The organism is Clavibacter capsici, from assembly GCF_001280205.1.
GTDB lineage: Bacteria > Actinomycetota > Actinomycetes > Actinomycetales > Microbacteriaceae > Clavibacter > Clavibacter capsici.
In genome coordinates this window covers 2,486,490-2,506,819 of the sequence record NZ_CP012573.1, presented here as the reverse complement: position 1 = coordinate 2,506,819, position 20,330 = coordinate 2,486,490, and the positions used below count along the sequence as shown (strand labels likewise).

General features: G+C 72.5%; 15 protein-coding genes. 10 read left to right on the top strand and 5 right to left on the bottom strand.

The genetic code is table 11. From position 1 onward, the window contains the following. Window positions 1-101: 101 nt before the first annotated feature. Complete coding sequence (locus AES38_RS11700) at window positions 102-1,094, top strand: aldo/keto reductase (RefSeq protein ID WP_053775130.1); 993 nt, start codon at window positions 102-104, stop codon at window positions 1,092-1,094. A gap of 66 nt (window positions 1,095-1,160) precedes the next feature. Here the strand turns inward: AES38_RS11700 and AES38_RS11695 are convergent, their stop codons facing one another. Further along, a complete protein-coding gene (locus tag AES38_RS11695; RefSeq protein WP_053775129.1) occupies window positions 1,161-1,634 on the bottom strand; it encodes a hypothetical protein in 474 nt (157 codons plus the stop codon). Window positions 1,635-1,733: 99 nt separating this feature from the next. Further along, on the bottom strand, window positions 1,734-2,945 hold the full coding sequence (locus tag AES38_RS11690; protein WP_053775128.1) for an MFS transporter: 1,212 nt from the start codon (window positions 2,943-2,945) through the stop codon (window positions 1,734-1,736). A 363-nt stretch (window positions 2,946-3,308) separates the two neighbouring features. On the opposite strand from AES38_RS11690, the gene AES38_RS11685 reads away from it, so the two are divergent. The 4 genes from AES38_RS11685 (at window position 3,309) to AES38_RS11670 (ending at window position 8,532) form a co-directional block, all read left to right on the top strand. Further along, window positions 3,309-5,813, top strand: a complete 2,505-nt coding sequence (locus AES38_RS11685) for a ribonucleoside-diphosphate reductase subunit alpha (RefSeq protein ID WP_081001895.1) — start codon at window positions 3,309-3,311, stop codon at window positions 5,811-5,813. Between the two features lie 170 nt (window positions 5,814-5,983). Then, window positions 5,984-6,979, top strand: coding sequence for a ribonucleotide-diphosphate reductase subunit beta (locus AES38_RS11680; protein ID WP_015491025.1), 996 nt, complete (start codon window positions 5,984-5,986; stop codon window positions 6,977-6,979). A gap of 128 nt (window positions 6,980-7,107) precedes the next feature. Then, the gene (locus tag AES38_RS11675; RefSeq protein ID WP_053775127.1) at window positions 7,108-7,644 is read left to right on the top strand and encodes a GNAT family N-acetyltransferase; all 537 of its coding nucleotides are present in this window, start codon (window positions 7,108-7,110) and stop codon (window positions 7,642-7,644) included. Window positions 7,645-7,683: 39 nt separating this feature from the next. Further along, window positions 7,684-8,532: a sulfurtransferase gene (locus tag AES38_RS11670; RefSeq protein WP_053775126.1), complete on the top strand. Its 849-nt coding sequence runs from the start codon at window positions 7,684-7,686 to the stop codon at window positions 8,530-8,532. On the opposite strand, the gene AES38_RS11665 is transcribed toward AES38_RS11670, so the two are convergent. Together AES38_RS11665 and hrpA are read right to left on the bottom strand one after the other, a co-directional pair. Then, window positions 8,533-9,777: a PP2C family protein-serine/threonine phosphatase gene (locus AES38_RS11665; protein WP_053775125.1), complete on the bottom strand. Its 1,245-nt coding sequence runs from the start codon at window positions 9,775-9,777 to the stop codon at window positions 8,533-8,535. A 54-nt stretch (window positions 9,778-9,831) separates the two neighbouring features. Further along, window positions 9,832-13,647: an ATP-dependent RNA helicase HrpA gene (hrpA, locus tag AES38_RS11660; RefSeq protein WP_053775124.1), complete on the bottom strand. Its 3,816-nt coding sequence runs from the start codon at window positions 13,645-13,647 to the stop codon at window positions 9,832-9,834. Window positions 13,648-13,786: 139 nt separating this feature from the next. On the opposite strand from hrpA, the gene AES38_RS11655 reads away from it, so the two are divergent. The 5 genes from AES38_RS11655 (at window position 13,787) to AES38_RS11635 (ending at window position 19,950) form a co-directional block, all read left to right on the top strand. Continuing rightward, window positions 13,787-15,379, top strand: a complete 1,593-nt coding sequence (locus AES38_RS11655; RefSeq protein ID WP_053775123.1) for a long-chain-fatty-acid--CoA ligase — start codon at window positions 13,787-13,789, stop codon at window positions 15,377-15,379. Further along, complete coding sequence (locus tag AES38_RS11650) at window positions 15,376-16,218, top strand: aldo/keto reductase (protein WP_053775122.1); 843 nt, start codon at window positions 15,376-15,378, stop codon at window positions 16,216-16,218. The genes AES38_RS11655 and AES38_RS11650 overlap by 4 nt, the downstream gene beginning before the upstream one ends. Window positions 16,219-16,275: 57 nt before the next feature. Then, window positions 16,276-17,445, top strand: coding sequence for a magnesium and cobalt transport protein CorA (locus tag AES38_RS11645; protein WP_053775121.1), 1,170 nt, complete (start codon window positions 16,276-16,278; stop codon window positions 17,443-17,445). A gap of 38 nt (window positions 17,446-17,483) precedes the next feature. Next, a complete protein-coding gene (locus AES38_RS11640; RefSeq protein WP_053775120.1) occupies window positions 17,484-19,385 on the top strand; it encodes a thioredoxin domain-containing protein in 1,902 nt (633 codons plus the stop codon). A 97-nt stretch (window positions 19,386-19,482) separates the two neighbouring features. Continuing rightward, window positions 19,483-19,950 (top strand): hypothetical protein, encoded by a 468-nt coding sequence (locus tag AES38_RS11635; RefSeq protein ID WP_053775119.1) that lies wholly within the window; start codon window positions 19,483-19,485, stop codon window positions 19,948-19,950. Here AES38_RS11635 and AES38_RS11630 read toward each other — a convergent pair. After that, on the bottom strand, window positions 19,935-20,330 hold the full coding sequence (locus AES38_RS11630) for an SdpI family protein (RefSeq protein WP_053775118.1): 396 nt from the start codon (window positions 20,328-20,330) through the stop codon (window positions 19,935-19,937). The genes AES38_RS11635 and AES38_RS11630 overlap by 16 nt on opposite strands.

Below are 20,330 nucleotides of genomic sequence, written 5' to 3'. Positions count from 1 at the left end.
GCCCCTCCCTATGAGCACCCCATGACGAGCACGAGCGTCGGCCATGGATCGCGCGACCGCCCGCGCCCGGCTCGGGGTCGGCCCGCGCGTAGGCTCGACCCATGGAGCAGAGAAGCCTCGGCAGGACCCATCGGAACGTCTCGGTCATCGGACTCGGGACCTGGCAGCTCGGCGGGGACTGGGGTGACGTCGCCGAGGACGACGCGCTCGCCGTGCTCGACGCCGCGGCCGACGCGGGCATCACGTTCTTCGACACGGCCGACGTCTACGGCGACGGTCGCAGCGAGACGATCATCGGATCCTGGCTCCGCGCGCACCCGGACTCGGGCGTCACGGTCGCGACCAAGATGGGCCGCCGCGACGCGCAGGACCCCGCGAACTTCACCCTCGACCGCTTCCGCGAGTGGACCGACCGCTCGCGCCGGAACCTCGGCGTCGAGACGCTCGACCTCGTGCAGCTGCACTGCCCGCCCACGCCCGTCTTCTCGAGCGACCGCGTGTACGACGCCCTCGACGAGCTCGTCGCCGACGGGGCCATCGCGTCGTACGGCGTCAGCGTCGAGACGACCGACGAGGCCCTCCTCGCCATCGCGCGCCCCGGCGTCGCGAGCGTGCAGATCATCCTCAACGCGTTCCGCCTCAAGCCGCTCGACCGCGTGCTGCCGGCCGCCGTCGAGGCGGGCGTCGGGATCATCGCCCGCGTGCCGCTCGCCTCGGGCCTCCTCAGCGGCCGCTACTCCGCGGAGACGACCTTCGCCGAGACCGACCACCGGAACTTCAACCGCCAGGGCGCGGCGTTCGACGTGGGGGAGACGTTCTCGGGCGTCGACTACGACGACGGCGTGGCCGCGGCCCGCGAGTTCGCGGCCGCCGCGCACGAGGCCGCACCCGACCTCACGCCCGCGCAGGTCGCGCTCGCGTGGATCGTGCAGCGTGAGGGCGTCTCCACGGTGATCCCGGGTGCCCGCAACGCGGAGCAGGCCCAGGCGAACGCGCGCGCCGGCGACGCTCCCGCGCTCGGCGAGGTCTTCGAGCGCCAGGTCGCGGACGTCTACGACCGGTACTTCCGCGCCGCGGTCCACCCGCGCTGGTAGTCCCGCCGGGACGTGCGACGGCCCCGGTCAGCGATGCTGACCGGGGCCGTCGTCCGTGCGGATGCGCTACTGCAGCTGGTCGCAGGCGGTCGACATCTGCGTCTTCAGCTCGTCGCTGATCGGCTGGCCGACGCCGGGCGCGATCTGGTCGGCGAGGGCCGTGATCTGCTGGCCGGCCGAGGCCGCGCCGGTCTCGGTCGACGCGCTGATCTCGGTGCCGAGGTCGCGGAACGCCTGGACGTCGGACTCCTCCAGCGTGGACTTGTCCTTGAGGCCGCAGGCGATGTCGCGGGTCTTCGAGGCGATGGCCTCGCGGGATCCGGGGGCGGCGGCGTCGCCGGAGCCGGCGTCCGCGCTCGCCTCGGGCGTGGGGGTCGCGGCCTCGGCGGAAGCAGACGCGGAGGCGGAGGGCGTGGGGGTCGCGGCGTCATCGGCGGCGGGCGAGCTGCATCCGGCGAGCGCGAGGCCGAGGACGAGCCCCAGTCCGGCGATCCCGGCCCGCAGCCGGCGCGTGGTCAGAGGGGTCTGCTGAGAGGTCATGCCCTCACACTATCCAGGGCGGGCGTCCGTTTTTCCGCGGGGGCGGAGACTCTGGGGCGCGGCGCCGGCGGATCTGCGCGGCTCCCGTCGGCGACGGGGTCAGGTGACGATGGCGACGGGCTCCGTGTCCGGCATCGGGCCCGCGTCGCGACCCCGGAGGTCGGGGCTGTGGCGGTGGAAGGCGGCGGCGATGGCCGCGCCCGCCGCGAGCAGCGCGGCCGCGACAACGAACGCGCCCTGCGCCCCCTGCGCGTCGATGACGAAGCCCGCCGCGGCGGAGCCGAGCGCCGCCCCGATCAGCTGGCCGGTGCCGACCCACCCGTACGCCTCCGCCGTGTCGCTGAAGCGCACCGACGACGAGACGACCGCGAAGAGCACGGCGAGGGCCGGCGCGATGCCGACGCCCGCGAGGAAGAGGAAGACGGAGAGCCAGGCGAACTGCATCCAGACCGCGGCCAGGGCCGTGCCGACCAGGATGATCGTCATGCGCCGGGCCATGGCCCACGGGCTGATGGGGATGTGGCCGAGCGCGAGGCCGCCGATGAGCGAGCCGACCGCGAAGATCGCGAGGACGAAGCCGGCCTCCGGTCCGCCGTGGCCGTACACCGCGACGACGCCCGCCTCGATCGCGGAGCACGCGGCGATGAGCAGGAAGCCGACGATCGTGCTGAGCAGCACCGGCGGGCGGCCGAGCACCACGCCGAAGCGGCGCTTGCTGCGGGGGATGCGCACCCGGCCGAGCTCGGGGGAGGAGATGAACCACGCGCCGCCGCCGACGAGGAAGGCCGCGGCGACGAGGATCCCGGCGCTCGTGTCCACCTGGATCGCGAGGAAGGTCGCGATGACGGGACCGAGCACCCAGATGATCTCCTGCGCCGACGCGTCGAGCGAGAACAGGGGCGTCAGCTGCTTCGAGTTGACCATCTTGGGGTAGATGGTGCGGACGGCCGGCTGCACGGGCGGGTTGGCGAGCCCGGCGAGGAGGCCGAGCGCCATGAACACGGGGACCGAGGTGCTCGCGTCGCCGAGCGCGACGGCGACCACGGCCACCGTGCACACGGCCGAGGTGAGGATGAGGACCGGCCTCATGCCCCACACGCCCATCCACCTGCTGGTGAGGGGGCCGGCGACGGCCTGGCCGATGCTGGTCGCCGCGAGCACGAGGCCGGCGGCGCCGTACGACTCGTGGATCCGCTCGACGTGCATGAGGAACGCCAGCGAGAGCATGCCGCCCGGGAAGCGCGCGACGAGCTGGGCGGTGATGATCCGGCCCACGCCGCGGGTCTTGAGGAGGCTTCCATACGTGCTCACGAGGGTCAGATCCTACCGGCCGGCGGGCCTCCTCCCGCAGCCGCGGGCGCCACCGGACAGCGATGTCGGCGGCGCTCCGTAGCCTGTGGAACCTGTGGACAAGTCCGCCGAGTTGTCCACACCTGTGGACGACACGCCCACTACATATGGGGTTGGTCCTGGCCGGGGGCCCGCATATATAGTGATGAAGACGGCAGCGGCCCCCGGTCGTCCCGGCTCCACGGAGCGGGCGCGGAGGGGCCTGCCGAGCATTTCCCCTGGTGAGGCGCAGGGCGCGGCGGGTACGTCCCGCACCGCGTCCCCGCCGACCCCGGGACAGTCCGCCGCCGATCAGCGCGGACGACGAAGACGACGAGGAGCAGAGTGTCCATCACCGTAGTGAAGCGCGACGGCACGCGGGAGCCGTACGACGCGAACCGCATCAACCTGGCCATCGAGGACGCCACGCAGGGCCTCGACGAGAACATCGGCTGGGTCACGCAGATCGCGTCCGAGCTGGAGATCACCCTCTTCGACGGGATCACCACGCAGCAGCTGGATGAGGCCGTCATCCAGGTCGCGCTCCAGAACGTGAAGGACGACCCGGCGTTCGACACCGTCGCCGCGCGCCTCCTCCTCAAGACCATCTACAAGCGCGTCCTCGGCGACTACTCGTCGCCCGAGGAGCTCAAGCGCCTCCACGCGGAGCACTTCGCCCGCAACATCCAGCGCGGCGTCGACGAGATGCTCCTCGACTCCCGCCTCGTGCAGCTGTTCGACCTGGAGCGCCTCGCCCAGGCCCTCGAGCCGGCGCACGACGAGCTGCTGAAGTACATCGGCGTCGTCACGCTGAACAACCGCTACGGCATCAAGGGCCGCAACGGCGACGCCCTCGAGGTGCCCCAGTACTTCTGGATGCGCATCGCGATGGGCCTCGCGCTCAACGAGCAGAACCCCACCGAGACGGCCATCGCCTTCTACGAGAAGATGTCGAAGCTCGAGTACCTCGCGGCCGGCTCCACCCTCGTCAACGCGGGAACCATCTACCCGCAGCTCGCGAACTGCTTCGTCATGGAGATGCAGGACGACATCGAGCACATCGCGAAGACCACGCGCGACGTCATGTGGCTCACGAAGGGCACGGGCGGCATCGGCCTCTCCGTCTCCAAGCTGCGCGCGCAGGGCTCGCCCATCCGCTCGAACAACACCACCTCCACGGGCCCGATCCCGTTCATGCACACCATCGACTCGGTGCTCCGCGCCGTCAGCCGCGGCGGCAAGAAGTTCGGCGCCCTGTGCTTCTACATGGAGAACTGGCACCTCGACTTCCCCGAGTTCCTCGACCTCCGCCAGAACTCGGGCGACCCGTACCGCCGCACCCGCACCGCCAACACGGCCGTGTGGATCAGCGACGAGTTCATGAAGCGCGTCCAGGACGACGAGGACTGGTTCCTCTTCGACCCGCTGGAGGTCTCCGACCTCAACGAGCTGTACGGCAAGGCGTTCTCGGAGCGCTACGCGTTCTACGTGGGCGAGGCCGAGGCCGGGCGGATCCGCATGTTCAAGCGCATCAAGGCGCGGGAGCAGTTCAAGTCGATCCTCATCTCGCTCCAGACCACCAGCCACCCGTGGCTGACCTGGAAGGACACGATCAACAACCGCGCCCTCAACAACAACACGGGCACGATCCACCTCTCGAACCTCTGCACCGAGATCACGCTGCCGCAGGACGAGGACAACGTCTCCGTCTGCAACCTGGCGTCCATCAACCTGTCGCAGCACTTCTCCGACGGCAAGATCGACTTCGCGAAGATCGAGCAGAGCGCGCGCCTCGCGGTGCGCCAGCTCGACAACCTCATCGACATCACGCGCTCCAGCGTGAAGGAGGCGGACTTCTCCAACCAGCAGAACCGCGCGGTGGGCCTCGGCGTCATGGGCTTCACCGACGTCGTGGAGAAGCTCGGGTACTCGTACGAGTCCGAGGAGTCGTACGACCTGATCGACGAGATCATGGAGCACGTCTCCTACGCGGCCATCGACGAGTCGGCGGACCTGGCGAAGGAGCGCGGCGCGTACCCGAACTTCGAGGGATCCCGCTGGTCGGAGGGCCTCGTGCCGCTCGACTCGATCGCGCTCATGGAGGCCGACCGCGGCGTGCCCGTCAAGGTCAACCGCACCACGCGCCTCGACTGGGACGCGCTCCGCGCCAAGGTCAAGGGCGGGATGCGCAACGCGACGCTCATGGCGATCGCGCCCACCGCGTCCATCGGCCTCGTCGCCGGCACCACCCCCGGCCTCGACCCGCAGTTCTCGCAGATCTTCAGCCGCTCCACCTCCTCGGGCAAGTTCCTCGAGGTCAACCGGAACCTGGTGAAGGACCTGCAGGAGCTCGGCCTCTGGGAGACCGTGCGGGAGAGCATCCTCCGCAGCCAGGGCGACATCCAGAACATCGCCGCCATCCCGGACTCGGTCAAGGCCACGTACCGCACGAGCTTCCAGCTCTCGCCGTACGCGTTCCTCGAGGTCGCCGCGCGTGCGCAGAAGTGGATCGACCAGGCCATCAGCCGCAACATGTACCTCGAGACGCGCGACCTCGGCGACATGATGGACATCTACTTCGCCGGCTGGGAGCGCGGGGTCAAGACCACGTACTACCTGCACATGAAGCCGCGCCACACGGCCGAGCAGTCGACCGTGAAGGTCGACAAGTCCCAGGACGCCGACGGCACCAAGCGCAAGGGCTTCGGCGGATTCGGCGGCGGCGCTCCCGCGGCCGTCCCCGCGTCGGCGGCCCCCGCATCCACCGCGACCGCGGACGCCCCGGCGCCCGAGGCCGCTCCCGCGCCCCGCAAGGGCTTCGGCTTCGGCGGAGTGGGAGGTGCACGCTGATGAACGACGACACGTTCGGCGACTACGTCGTCCCCATGGACCCCATGGACGAGCTCCAGTGCGACTCCTGCCAGTAGGCAGGACCGCCGCAGCGGGCCGCGCAGCCAGCGCGGCGCGGCCCGTCCCCACACGAACCACGAGCTAGAAGCGAATCGGAAGAAGAGACACCAATGTCGAAGATCCTCGGCACGGGAATCCAGGAGGGCCTCCTCCTCAAGCCCGTCAACTACCAGTGGGCCATGGACCTGTACGACCAGGCCGTCGCCAACACGTGGTTCCCCAACGAGATCCAGCTCGGCGAGGACATCGCGGACTTCAAGAAGATGACGGACGAGGAGCGCCACGCGATCACGTTCCTCATGAGCTACTTCAACCCGAACGAGCTCCTCGTGAACAAGGCGCTCGCGTTCGGCGTCTACCCCTACATCAACGCCCCGGAGTGCCACCTCTACCTGGCGAAGCAGATGTGGGAGGAGGCGAACCACTGCATGTCGTTCGAGTACGTCCTGGAGACGTTCCCGATCGACCGCGAGGCCGCGTACAACTCCCACGTCGACATCCCGTCGATGGCGCGCAAGGAGGAGTTCGAGGTCAAGTTCATCAAGCGGATGACCGAGCAGACCCTCGACATCACCACCACCGAGGGCAAGAAGGACTTCGTCCGGAACCTCGTCGCGTACAACGTGATCCTCGAGGGCATCTGGTTCTACTCGGGCTTCATGGTGTCGCTCTCGTTCCGCCAGCGGAACCTGCTGCGCAACTTCGGCTCGCTCATGGACTGGATCGTGCGCGACGAGTCGCTGCACCTCAAGTTCGGCATCAACCTGATCCTCACGGTGCTCGAGGAGAACCCTGACCTGCAGACGGAGGAGTTCGCCGCCGAGATCAAGCAGATGATCCTCGACGCCGTCGAGATGGAGGAGCAGTACAACAAGGACCTCCTGCCGAACGGCATCCTCGGCCTCAACGCGAACTACATCAACCAGTACGTGAAGTACCTGGCCGACCGCCGCCTCGAGGAGCTCGGCTTCGAGGCCGAGTACAAGGTCTCCAACCCGGCGAAGTGGATGGCGACGGCGAACGACACGCTCCAGCTCGTCAACTTCTTCGAGTCGACCAACACGTCGTACGAGTCGAACGCGTCCGCCACGGTCGGCGCCAAGTAGCACCGGCCGCCGTTGCGGGAGACCGCCGCACCGCACCGTCGACGACGCCCGCGCCGCGCATCCACCCGGATGCCGGTGCGGGCGTCGTCATGCCGTCACCCGCAGCATCGCCAGCACCGAGAGGGCCCATGGACGACCAGCACGACTCCGCCACCCGTCACGTCGCACGCGACGGGCGCGCCTACCGCACCGAGGTCGTGGGGTGGGACGACCCGCGCGGCGCCCGGATCCGCCGCGCCATGGAGGACGAGATGGACGAGCGGTACGAGGGCCGTCACGCGGACGACCCCGACTGGCCCGCGAAGGCCGCCGTCGCGTTCGCGCTCGACCCGGCCGACGTGGAGGCCGTCGTGCTGCTCGTGCCGGAGGGCGACGACCGGGAGGCGGCCGCGCACGGCGTCATCCGACGGCTGCGCGGCGAGCTGGAGCTGAAGAAGGTCGTCGTGGATCCGGCGCACCGCGGCACGGGCCTCGCGCGCGTGCTCATGGCGGAGCTCGAGCGGGTCGGCCGGGAGCGCGGCGCGCGCCGGCTGATCCTGCAGACGGGCGACCGGCAGCCCGACGCCGTGCGGCTCTACGAGACTGCGGGCTGGCTGCCGATCGACGTGTACCCGCCGTACATCCCGGTCACGAACTCGATCTGCTTCGAGAAGCCGCTGGGCTGAGGGCGACGCTCGGCCCGGGCGCCCTGCGAGCATGGGGCGATGGAGATCCTCATCACGCCGACCGAGCTCGACCACGCCCTCCGCACCCGTGACGACGTCCGCGTCCTCGACGTGCGCTGGTCGCTCGGGGGTCCGCCCGGCGGTCCGCTGCACGAGGCGGGGCACATCCCGGGCGCCGTCTACGTGGATCTCGACGCCGAGCTCTCGCGGCACGGCGCACCGGAGGAGGGCCGGCACCCGCTGCCCGATCCCGCGGCGCTGCAGGAGGCCGCCCGCTGCTGGGGCGTGCGGGAGGGCGACGCGGTCGTCGCCTACGACGGCGGCGGCAGCCTCGCGGCGGCGCGGGCCTGGTGGGTGCTGCGCGACGCGGGCATCGCCGACGTGCGGATCCTCGACGGCGCGCTGCCGGCCTGGACCGCGGCCGGCCTGCCGCTCGAGACCGGCCCGGTGGTGCCGGCGCCCGGCGACGTGACGCTGACCTCCGGCCTCCTCGCCGTGCTGGACGAGGCCGGCGCCGCCCGGGTCGCGCGCGACGGCGTGCTGCTCGACGCCCGCGCAGGCGAGCGGTACCGCGGCGAGGTCGAGCCGTGGGATCCGCGCGCCGGCCACATCCCGGGCGCCCGCAGCGCGCCCTCCACGGACGGCCTCTCCTCCGACGGCACCTTCCGTCCGGCCGCGGAGCTGCGCGCTCGGTACCAGGCGCTGGGGGTGCCCGACGTGGGCGAGGTCGCGGTCTACTGCGGGTCGGGCGTCAGCGCCGCCCTCGAGGTCGCGGCGCTCTCGATCGCGGGGATCGACGCCGCGCTGTACCCGGGATCCTGGTCCGCCTGGTCGAACCGGCCCGAGCTGCCCGTCGCGACGGGCGAGGCCCCGGACGGCGACCGCTGATCAGACGGGCCGGCGCTGCACGGCGACGATCGTGCAGTCGTCCGCCTTGTTCGCGGGCGTGACGCCGATGAGGGCGTCGAGGAAGCGCTGCGGCGTGCGGTGCCGGGCCAGGGCGTTCGCGAGGTAGGCGTGCGTCGCCTCCTCGTCGTCGAAGAAGTCGAGGAGGCCGTCGCTGAAGATCAGGAGCGTGTCGCCGGGGTCCAGCCGCACCGACTCCTCCTGCCACGCGTCCGGCGCCTCCAGCCCCAGCGGGAGGTGGCGGCCGCGCAGGCGCACGGTGCTGCCGTCGGCGCGGATCACGAGGGTGAGGCCGTGCCCGGCGTCGACGTAGGTGAGGATGCCGGTCGCGATCTCGAGCCGGGCGTGGAAGAGCGTGCTGAACGACCCCGCGGACGCCAGGTCGTCGACGAGCGCGGTGGCGGTGCGGACCATCGTCGAGCGGACCCCGTGCGTGCGGGACGCCATGCGGATGGTCGCGCGGACGCCCGCGGCGAGGATCGCGGCGCCGACGCCCTTGCCCATCACGTCGGCGAGCGTGAGCCGGAGGTCGCCGCCCTCGAGGAACCAGTCGTGCACGTCGCCGCCCACCGTCTGCGCGGGGATGCTCGTGCCCGCGATCTCGTAGCCCTCGAGGTGCGGGGCCGGCTGCGGCGAGAGCGCCCGGGCGACGTCCGCGGCGCGCTGGCTGTCGGTCTCGCGCGCGATCTCCTCCGCGAAGAAGTCGCCGATGAGGGCGAGGCGCGCGCGGTCGGCCTGGCCGAAGGAGCGCGGCACGGTGTCGGCGACGAAGAAGACGCCGATCACGTTGCCGTCGGGTGCGTGCAGGTGCTGCGCCGCGTAGAAGCGGATGCCGAGCGCGCCCGTGGCGCTGGGGGAGGAGGCGAGCCGCGGATCCACCAGCGCGTCCTCGACGACGAGCATGCCGTCCGCGGCGAGGGCCGCCTCGGTGAACGTGCCGTCGCGCGACCAGCGCGGGCTGGGCAGGCCGACGCTCGACTTCATCCAGATGGCGTCGGCGCCGACGATGCCGACCGCCGCGATGGGCACGCGGTAGAACTCGGCGATCATCATCGTGATGCGGTCGAAGCGCGTCTCCGGCGCCGTGCCGAACACGTGCAGCGACTCGAGCGACTCGAGGCGCTGGCGCTCGCGGAGCTCGGTGTCCATGCGGTCCCCCTGTGCTCCTCCGGCGGATCCCCCGATCCGCGCGTCGCGCAGGGCGACCTGGCCGGTCGTGCGCGACACGACGAGCCTACGCGCCTCGCGGGACGCGACCTGGGCACCGCCCGTGCCGCCGCCTCAGCCCGCGAGCACCTTCCGGATCCGCTGCAGCGACACCGGCTCGGCCGTCGGCAGGTGCTGGGCGAAGAGGCTGAGGCGCAGCTCCTCGAGCATCCACCGGGCGTGCACGAGCGACTCGGGCGCGTGCGGCGCGGACGGGATGACGCCGCCGGCCTCGCGGTAGAGGTCGGTCGCCTTCTGCACCTCGGTCATCCACGCGCGGTCGCGGGCGGGCTGGTCGGGGAGGCGCTGCACGCGGTGCGTGAGGCCCGAGAGGTAGGCGGGCAGGCGCTGGAGCCGCGCGAGCCCGGTGGCGGAGACGAAGCCCGGGTGCACGAGGCCCGCGAGCTGCTCACGCGCGTCGGTGAGCGCGCCGATCAGCTGCATGCTCGTCGCCTGCTTGATCGCCTTCTCGGCGTCGCGCGCGCCCGTGAGCACGCGGTTGACGAGCGCCACCGTGTCGAACATCGAGTCCATGACGACGCCGGAGACCCGGTCGCGCGCGGTCTCGAACAGCTCCTTCGAGTAGATCGCGCCGCCCGGGGCCACGCGCTCGAGCACCTGGTCGATGCAGGCGAGCAGGCAGTCGTCGAAGAGCGCCTGCACGTTCGGGTACGGGCTCGTCGCGAGCATCAGCTTCTCCTGGCTCGTGAGGTGCTGCTTCACGTAGGCCGAGGGGTTCGCGATGGCGAGGACGAGCAGGCGCCGCACGCCGCCGGGCATCGCACGCGCCTGGTCCTCGGCGGTGGCCATGAGGCGGATCGCGACCGTGGATCCCTCGTCGACGAGCGCCGGGTACGCGCGGATGACGTGCCGGCTGTCGCCCGTGCCGCCCTGCGCGGTGTCGACGAAGCGGGGCAGCTCGTCGAGGTCCCACGTGGTGAGGCCCGTGCGCTCCATGCCGCGGGTCGCGGATCCCTTGGCCCCGGCGACGCGCTCGACCGGCCGCGCGGTGGCCCGGGCGACGCTGTCGCGGGCGCGGCTGGACAGGCGCGCCTGCAGCTCGGTGAGGTCGCGGCCGGCGGCGACCTCGCGGCCGCGCTCGTCGACCACGCGGAACGCCATGCGCAGGTGCGCGGGGATCCGGTCGAGGTCGAAGTCGTCGTCGGCGACGCGCACGTGCGCCTTGCGCATGATGAGGCCCGCGATGGTGGTGGTGAAGGCCACGGGGTGCTGCGGATCCGGCTCGGGCAGCCCCTCGAGGAGTCGGTCGGCCCAGTCGGCGGCCGGCACCACGTTCTTGCGCAGCGCCTTCGGAAGGGCCTTGATCATCGCGGTCACGAGGTCGCGCCGCATGCCCGGCACCTGCCAGTCGAACCCGGCGGGGCTGAGGCGCGCGAGGAGCGCGAGCGGCACCTGCACGGTCACGCCGTCGTCGGGCGCGCCCGGCTCGAAGCGGTAGGTGAGCGAGAGGCGCTGGTCGCCCTGCTGCCAGGTGGGCGGGAACGCGGCCTCGTCGACGTCGACCGCGTCCTCGGCGAGGAGCTCCTCGGCGGTCATGGTGAGGAGGTCGGGCGTCTCCTGCCGGGCCTTCTTCCACCAGCCCTCGAAGGCGCGCGTGGAGGCGACGTCGCGCGGGATCCGCCGGTCGTAGAACTCGAAGACGGCCTCGTCGTCGTTGAGGATGTCGCGGCGGCGCGTGCGCTCCTCCACCTCGGCGAGCTCCTCGCGGAGCCTCCGGTTGGCGCGGTCGAACGCCTGCTGCGACTCCCAGTCGCCCTCGACGAGCGCGTGCCGGATGAAGAGCTCGCGCGCGTACGCCGGGTCGATGCGGGAGAACTGCACGCGGCGCTTGAGCACGATCGGGACGCCGTACAGCGTCACGCGCTCCCACGCCACGGTCGCGCCCTGCTTCTTCTCCCAGTGCGGCTCGCTGTGCGTGCGCTTCACCAGGGAGCCCGCGATGGGCTCGGCCCACGCCGGGTCGATGGCCGCGTTGGTGCGCGCGAACAGGCGGCTGGTCTCCACGAGCTCGGCGCTCATGATCGCGTCGGGCTGCTTCTTCGCGAGCGCGGATCCGGGGAACACCACGAACCGGGCCTGGCGCGCGCCGACGTAGTCCTTCTTCTGCGCGTCCTTGAGGCCGATGTGGGAGAGGAGTCCCGCGAGCAGCGACTTGTGGATCCCGTCCGGATCGGCCTTGGGGTCGTTCATCTGGAGGTCGAGCGGGCGGGCGAGCTGGCGCAGCTGCCGGAGGACGTCCTTCCACTCGCGCACCCGCACGTAGTTGAGGAACTCGGCCTTGCACATGCGGCGGAACGCGCTCGAGGAGAGCTCGGCCTCCTTCTCCTCGAGGTGGTTCCAGAGGTTGAGGAGCGTGATGAAGTCGCTCGACGGATCCACGAACCGCGCGTGCTGCTGGTCGGCCTGCGGGCGCTTCTCGAGCGGGCGCTCGCGCACGTCCTGGATGGTGAGGCCGGCCACGATGATCATGACCTCGCGGCTCACGCCGTGCTTGCGCGACTCGACGACCATGCGCGCGAACCGCGGGTCGATCGGCAGGCGCGACAGGTCGCGGCCCACCTTGGTGAGCGCCGGGGTGCCGTCGGGGGAGCGGACGACCGCGCCGAGCTCGGTGAGGAGGTCCACGCCGTCCTTGATGCCGCGCGAGTCCGGCGGCTGGAGGAACGGGAACGCCGCGATGTCGCCGAGGCCGAGCGACACCATCTGCAGGATCACGGCCGCGAGGTTGGTGCGGAGGATCTCCGGCTCGGTGAACTCGGGTCGGCGGAGGAAGTCCTCCTCCGAGTAGAGGCGGATCGCGATGCCGTCGCTCGTGCGGCCGGAGCGGCCCGAGCGCTGGTTGGCCGACGCCTGCGACACGGCCTCGATGGGGAGGCGCTGCACCTTGGAGCGCACGGAGTACCGGGAGATGCGCGCGGTGCCGGCGTCGATGACGTACTTGATCCCGGGCACCGTGAGGCTCGTCTCGGCGACGTTGGTGGCGAGCACGATGCGGCGGCGCACGCCCGCCTGCGTCGACGGCTGGAAGACGCGGTGCTGGTCCGCGGAGGAGAGCCGGCCGTAGAGCGGGAGCACCTCGGTGTGCGGGAGGTTCCGGCTGCGGATCGCGTCCTCGGCGTCGCGGATCTCGTTCTCGCCGCTCAGGAACACGAGCACGTCGCCCGAGGACTCGGCGGAGAGCTCGTCGAGGGCGGCGTTGATGCCCTCGAGGTAGTCGCGGTCGTCCGCCGGGCGTTCCATCGGGGCGTCGGCGAGGTCGTCGTCGCCGGCGGCGGGCGCCTCGGCGACGAGCGGGCGGTAGCGGATCTCCACCGGGTACGTGCGCCCCGAGACCTCGACGATGGGCGCGTCGCCGAAGTGCCGCGAGAAGCTCTGCGGGTCGATGGTGGCCGACGTGATGATGACCTTGAGGTCGGGCCGGCGCGGCAGCAGCTGCTTGAGGTAGCCGAGCAGGAAGTCGATGTTGAGGCTGCGCTCGTGGGCCTCGTCGATGATGATCGTGTCGTACTTGCGGAGCAGCCGGTCGCGCTGCAGCTCGTTGAGCAGGATCCCGTCGGTCATCAGCTTGATGCGGGTGTCGGCCGAGACCTTGTCGGTGAAGCGCACCTGGTAGCCGACGAGCTGGCCGACCTCGCCGCCGAGCTCCTCCGCGATGCGCTCCGAGATGGTGCGCGCGGCGAGCCGCCGGGGCTGGGTGTGGCCGATGCTCTCGCGTCCGAGCTCGAGGCAGATCTTCGGCAGCTGCGTGGTCTTGCCGGAGCCGGTGGCGCCCGCGACGATGACGACCTGGTTGTCGCGGATGGCCTCGGCGATCTCGTCGCGCATCCGGCTGACGGGGAGCTCCGGCGGGTACGCGATGCTGAATTCCATGCTGGTTCCATCCTATCCGCGGGCCGTCGGGCCTCCCCGGCGGGGGTGCCGGTGGATATCGTCGGGAGCAGAGCGCCGGAGTGCACGGCGCGCGGGCGGCACCGCCTCCCGAGTCGACGACGACCGACGGGATCCGCCCATGACCTCCGAAACGCCCCTCCTCCCCGAGCACGACCGCGACGAGTCGGGGACGGGGTTCGCCTCGGTCTCCGTCGCGGCGGTCCTCGCTGAGTCCGCCGAGCGTCACGCCGACCGCGTGGCCGTGGTCGTCGGCGACGTCTCCACCACCTACCGCGAGCTCTGGGACGAGACGCGCGCCTACGCCGGCGCGCTCCGCGACCGCGGGGTGGGCGAGGGCACGCGCGTCGCCATGCTCATCCCGAACGTCGCCGACTTCCCGCGCGTCTACTACGCGGTGCTCGCGCTCGGCGGCGTCGTGGTGCCCGTGCACGCGCTGCTCAAGGCGGAGGAGATCGCGTACGTGCTGCGCGACTCCGGATCCGCGCTCCTGGTGTGCGCCGGACCGCTGCTCGAGCAGGGCGGGAAGGGCGCGGCGCTCGCCGAGGTGCCGGTGATCAGCGTGCTCGTCCCCGCGGCCTCGGAGGGCGGGCCCGACCGGCTGGAGGAGCTCGCGCGGGCCGCGACGCCGATCCGCACGTACGTGCCGCGCCGGCCGTCCGACACCGCGACGATCCTCTACACCTCCGGCACCACGGGCCAGCCCAAGGGCGCCGAGGGATCCCACCTCGCGCTCGTGATGCAGGTCGACGTGCTCCTGCTCGACACCTTCGACCTGCGCGCGGGCGACCGGATCCTCGGCTGCCTGCCCCTGTTCCACACCTTCGGCCAGACCTGCACCATGAACGCGTCGTTCCGCGCGGGCGCGACCATCGTGATGGTGCCCCGCTTCGACGGCGACGCCGCCCTCGCGCTCATGGTCGAGCACGAGACGCAGGTGTTCATGGGCGTGCCGACCATGTACATCGCGCTGCTCGGAGCCGCCGCCCGGAATGCGGCCCGACCGCCGCTGCGGTACGCGATCTCGGGCGGGGCCGCGCTCCCGGTGGCCGTCATCGACGCGTTCCGCGAGGCGTTCTCCGCCGAGATCCACGAGGGCTACGGCCTCACGGAGACCTCGCCCGTCGCCTCGTTCAACCACGTGGGGGTCGAGGCCCGGCCGGGCACGGTCGGGAAGCCGATCTGGGGCGTGCAGATCGAGATAGCCGACCCCGAGCACGAGGACCGCGTGGAGCTCCTCGAGCGCGGAGTGCTCGGCGAGATCGTGATCCGCGGGCACAACCTCATGAACGGCTACCTGCACCGCCCGGAGGACACGGCCCGCGCGATCGTCGACGGCTGGTTCCGCACGGGGGACCTCGGCACCATCGACGACGAGGGCTTCGTCCGCGTCGTCGACCGGACGAAGGACATGATCCTGCGCAACGGCTACAACGTGTACCCGCGCGAGGTCGAGGAGGTGCTCGCCCGGCACGAGGCCGTCGCGCAGTGCGCCGTGTTCGGCGTCGCCCACGAGCTGCACGGGCAGGAGGTCGTCGCGGCGATCGTCGCGAAGGCGGACGCCGAGGTCGACCCCGAGGAGGTCGTCGCCTACATGCGGGAGCGCATCGCGTCGTACAAGTACCCGCGGCGGGTCGAGGTGGTGGAGGCGCTGCCGCTCGGGCCGAGCGGCAAGGTCCTCAAGCGGACCCTCGTCGAGCGGTTCGGCGCGTGAGCGGCGGCGTCCTGCGCACCCCGATCCCGTCGGTGCCGATGGGCGACGGGATCCCCATCCCGCAGTTCGGCGTCGGCACCTACAAGGTGTCGGACGACGACGCCGAGCGGATCGTCGCCGAGGCGCTCGAGGTCGGCTACCGGCACATCGACACCGCGGCCATGTACGGCAACGAGGAGGGCGTCGGGCGGGCGATCCGCGCATCCGGCATCCCGCGCGACGAGCTGTTCGTCACCACCAAGGTCTGGAACGACGACCACGGCCGCGACCGGGCGCGCGACGCGATCCGCCGCAGCCTCGACCGGCTGGACCTTCCCGCGGTCGACCTGCACCTCATCCACTGGCCGGCGGCCGAGCGCGGCCTGTACGTCGAGACCTGGGAGGCGCTCGCCGCGGCCCGCGACGAGGGCCTGACGCGCTCGATCGGCGTCTCCAACTTCCTCGTGCCGCACCTGGAGGCGCTCGCCGCCGCCGGGCTGCCCACGCCGGCGGTCGACCAGATCGAGCTGCACCCGCGGCACCAGCAGCGGGAGACGACCTCGTACCTGGCGGAGCACGGGATCGCCGTGCAGGCGTGGAGCCCGCTCGCGCGCGGTGCCGTCGCGGACGCGGACGTCGTGCGCGCCGCGGCCCGCGCCCACGACCGCACGGACGCGCAGGTCGTGCTCCGCTGGCACGTGCAGCGCGGCACGATCGTCTTCCCCAAGACCACGCGGCGCGAGCGGCTGGTCGAGAACGCGGACGTCTTCGACTTCGCGCTGACCGACGAGGAGATGGCGGGGATCACCGCGCTCGAGGCCGCGGGGCGCGTGGGCAGCCACCCGGACCGGGTGGTCTGACCGGGCGGCTCCCCACCGGACGACCCGGGCGCCGACGCGTCACGTCCGCCGGGTACGGTGTCCGTCATGCCCCAGCACCGCATCCGCACGCGCCTCAAGTCCGTGGTCTCCCGGGGCGTCGCGCCCCTCGGCGGCGGGCATGCGGGCGGCGCGTCGCGGTCCCGGGACGAGCGGGAGGATCCGACGGAGCAGGCGGGCGCGCGCCGCCCGAGCCTCGTCGACAACGGCGTCTACGTCGACGGCTGCCGCGTCGCCTCGCCCGCCACGCTCGCCGACACCTTCCGCGAGCTCGACGAGCGGCCCGACGCGATGGCGTGGATCGGCCTCTACCGCCCCACGGTCGAGGAGCTGCAGGCGCTCGCCGAGGAGTTCGACCTGCACGAGCTGGCGGTGGAGGACGCGATCCAGGCCCACCAGCGCCCCAAGACCGAGCGGTACAGCTCCACCCTCTTCACCGTGCTGCGCGCCGCCCGCTACGTGGACGACCGCGAGGAGGTGGAGTTCGGCGAGCTGCACGTGTTCCTCGGCCGCAACTTCGTGATCACCGTCCGGCACGCGGAGTCGCCCGACCTCTCGGCCGTCCGCACGCGCATGCAGGAGCGCCCCGAGCTCCTCGCCAACGGCCCCGAGTCGGTGCTCTACGCGATCCTCGACGCGGTCGTCGACGGGTACGCGCCCGTCGTCACGGGCCTCGCCAACGACATCGACGAGATCGAGGACCAGGTCTTCGACGGGGATCCGGCCGTGTCCCGCCGCATCTACGAGCTCTCCCGCGAGGTCATCGACTTCCAGCGCGCGGTGCGTCCGCTCACCGGCATGCTCCAGCAGCTGCAGGCGGGATCCGGCAAGTACCGCGTCGGCGAGGAGCTGCAGCAGGCGCTGCGCGACGTGGCCGACCACGTCATCGTCGTCAACGAGCGCGTGGAGGAGTTCCGCGTGCTGCTGCGCGACATCCTCACCGTGAACTCGACGCTCGTCGGGCAGCGGCAGAACGAGGAGATGCGCGAGCTCAGCGAGTCGAGCAACCGGCAGAGCGTGGAGACCCGCAAGATCTCCGGCTGGGCGGCCATCCTGTTCGCGCCCACCCTCGTCTCGAGCGTGTACGGCATGAACTTCGACATCATGCCGGAGCTGCACTGGGACTGGGGCTACCCGTTCTCCCTCGTGCTCATGCTCGGCGTGAGCGGCGTCCTCTACGGCATCTTCCGCAAGCGCGACTGGATCTGACGCCCGTCCGCCCCAGGCCCCGCGCGTAGCGTGGACGCATGCCCAACCGCCTCGCCGACGCCGTCAGCCCGTACCTCCAGAGCCACGCGGACAACCCGGTCGACTGGCGGCCGTGGGGTCCCGAGGCGTTCGCGGAGGCCGCGCGGCGCGACGTGCCCGTGCTCGTCTCCGTCGGCTACGCGACCTGCCACTGGTGCCACGTCATGGCGCGCGAGACGTTCTCGGATCCGGCGCTCGCGGAGCGCCTGAACGCCGGGTTCGTCGCCATCAAGGTCGACCGCGAGGAGCACCCGGAGGTGGACGCGGCGCTCATCACCGCGGCCGGTGCCTTCACGGACCAGCTCGGCTGGCCGCTCAACGTGTTCACGACGCCCGAGGGCCGCACCTTCCACGCGGGCACGTACTCGCCGCCCGAGCCGCGCGCCGGCCACCCGTCGTTCCGGCAGGTGCTCGACGCCGTCGCCGAGGCCTGGACCACGCGCCGCGACCAGGTCGAGCAGGGCGCGGGGCAGCTGAGCGCGGCGATCCGCGAGGCCTCGGCGCGCGGATCCGCCGCCTCGCCCCTCCCGGACGCCGCGGCCCTCGACCGGGTCGCCGGCGAGCTCGCCGCGTTCGAGGACCCGGAGCACGGCGGGTTCGGATCCGCGCCGAAGTTCCCCGTCGCACCCGTCGTGCTGCTGCTCGACACGCTCCACGCCGCGGGCGTGCTCGCGCCCGAGCGCGCGGCGGCGACGGGGGCGCTCGTGCGCCGCACCCTCGACGCGATGGCCCGATCCGACCTCCGCGACCCGGTCGAGGGCGGCTTCTTCCGCTACTCCACGCGCCGCGACTGGTCCGAGCCGCACTACGAGCGGATGCTCTACGACAACGCCCTGCTCCTCGACGCGTACGCGCGCGCGGGCTACGAGGACGTCGCGGCCGGGATCGTCGCGTTCCTCACGACCACGCTGCGCCGGCCGTCGGGCGGCTTCGCGTCGGCGCAGGACTCCGAGAGCACGGTCGCCGGTCGGCGCGTCGAGGGCGGGTACTACGCGCTGGACGCGGCGGGCCGCGCGGCCGAGGACCCGCCCGCGGTCGACGGCAAGGTGCTCACCGGCTGGAACGGCCTCGCGATCGGCGCGCTCGCCCGGGCGGGGCGCGCGTTCGACCGGCCCGCGTGGATCCAGGCCGCCCGCGACGCCGCCGACATGCTGCTCGCGGAGCACGTGCGCGCCGACGGGTCCCTGGTGCGCGCCTCCATCGACGGCCGCGTCTCGCCCGCCGTCGCGACGCTCGAGGACCACGGCATGCTCGCCGACGGGCTGCTCGCGCTCGCGCTCGCGACGGGCGAGGCCGCCTACGCGGTGCGCGCCCGCGGCATCGTGGACGCGCTGGTCGCGGCCGCCGACGCCGACCCGCAGCCGGGGTCCGCGGGCTTCCGGGTGCCGACGGGCGCGGATCCCGTGCTCGCCGGCTTCGGCCTCGACCTCGCCTCCGACCCGTCCGAGGGCGCGTACCCGTCCGGCCTCACCGCCGCGTCGTCGGCCGCGCGCGTGCTGGGGCAGCTGACGGCGGATCCGCGGTACGACCGCGCGGCCCGCGCCGCGCTCGCGACGGTGGCGGCGGGCGGCGCGACCCGGCCCATCGCGTTCGGGGGCGCGCTCGAGCAGGCGGCCGCGATCGACGCGGCGGCCCGCCAGCTCGTGGTGGTGCTGCCCGACGGGGCCGACGCGGCGGGCGATCCGCTCGCGGACGAGGCGCGTGGCCGGATCCGCCCGCCCGACGTCGCGCTCGTCGTCACGGAGACGGCGGCCCGGGCCTGGGCCGACGCGGGCTTCGAGCTCCTCGCCGACCGCACGGCCGGATCCACCGCCACCGCCTACCTCTGCTCGGGCTTCGTCTGCCGGCTCCCGGTCACGACGGCGGAGGCGCTCCGCGCGCAGCTGGTGCCGGCGCCCTGAGGGCCGCCGCGCCGCCGGACGCGGATCCCGGAGCCCGTGGAGAAGCGCCCTCCCGGGGTGGCGCGCAGTCGTTAGCCTCCTCCCGCCACGGGATCCCGTGAGCGTCCCCGACCGCGAGGAGCACCCGCGCATGCGCATCCCGTCCCCCCTCTCCCGCCTCGGCATCGGCGCGTGCGCCGCCGCCGGTCTCGCCCTCTCCGCGCTCGCCGTCGGGCCCGCGCCCGCCGCCCTGGCGCAGTCGAACGTCCGCGTCTGCGCCGCATGGAACTCCGCGCAGACGCCCGGGTCGATCGGGACGGGCCTCCTCGTGAAGGTGTACAAGGACGGGTCGTACACGTGCGACCAGAAGCTCGAGTACATGTACGACCACTACGGGGAGGCCTACCGCGGATCCTCGGTGCAGCACACCGTGCGCCTCATCAGCTGCGAGGACTTCGCCGTGCGCATCGGGTCGAGCGGCGATCCCTGCTACGGCCTCACGGAGAACGCCATCTACCGGTTCACCTCGTCGCAGGACCTGCTCCACCCGGTGCGCCACCCGGAGTACGCCTACTGGCGCGCGTGATCCGGCGCTGATCCTCCGCGCGGCGAGCCCGGCCCCGCCTCGCTCCGGCGGGTGACGGCCCTGGCTGCGCGCCCGGCCCGGAAGGTGCCCCAGACGATCCCCGCCACGAGCAGCAGCGACCCCCAGGAGGCGACGCTGTTCATGCCCGCGCCGGCCGCGATGCTCCCGATCACGCCGCCGATCGCGACGGGCAGGCAGGTGCCGCGGAGCGCGGGCAGCGCCGCGCGGTGGCCGGCGCGCCAGGCGGCGTCGCTCGCCATGAGCGGGCGGGTGCGGATCCCGATCCAGCCGTTGCGCTTGAGCGCGCCCCAGGCCGCGAGCTGCGTGGTGCCGAGGACGAGCAGCGCCGCGACGGCGAGCAGCAGCGCGGGGACACCCAT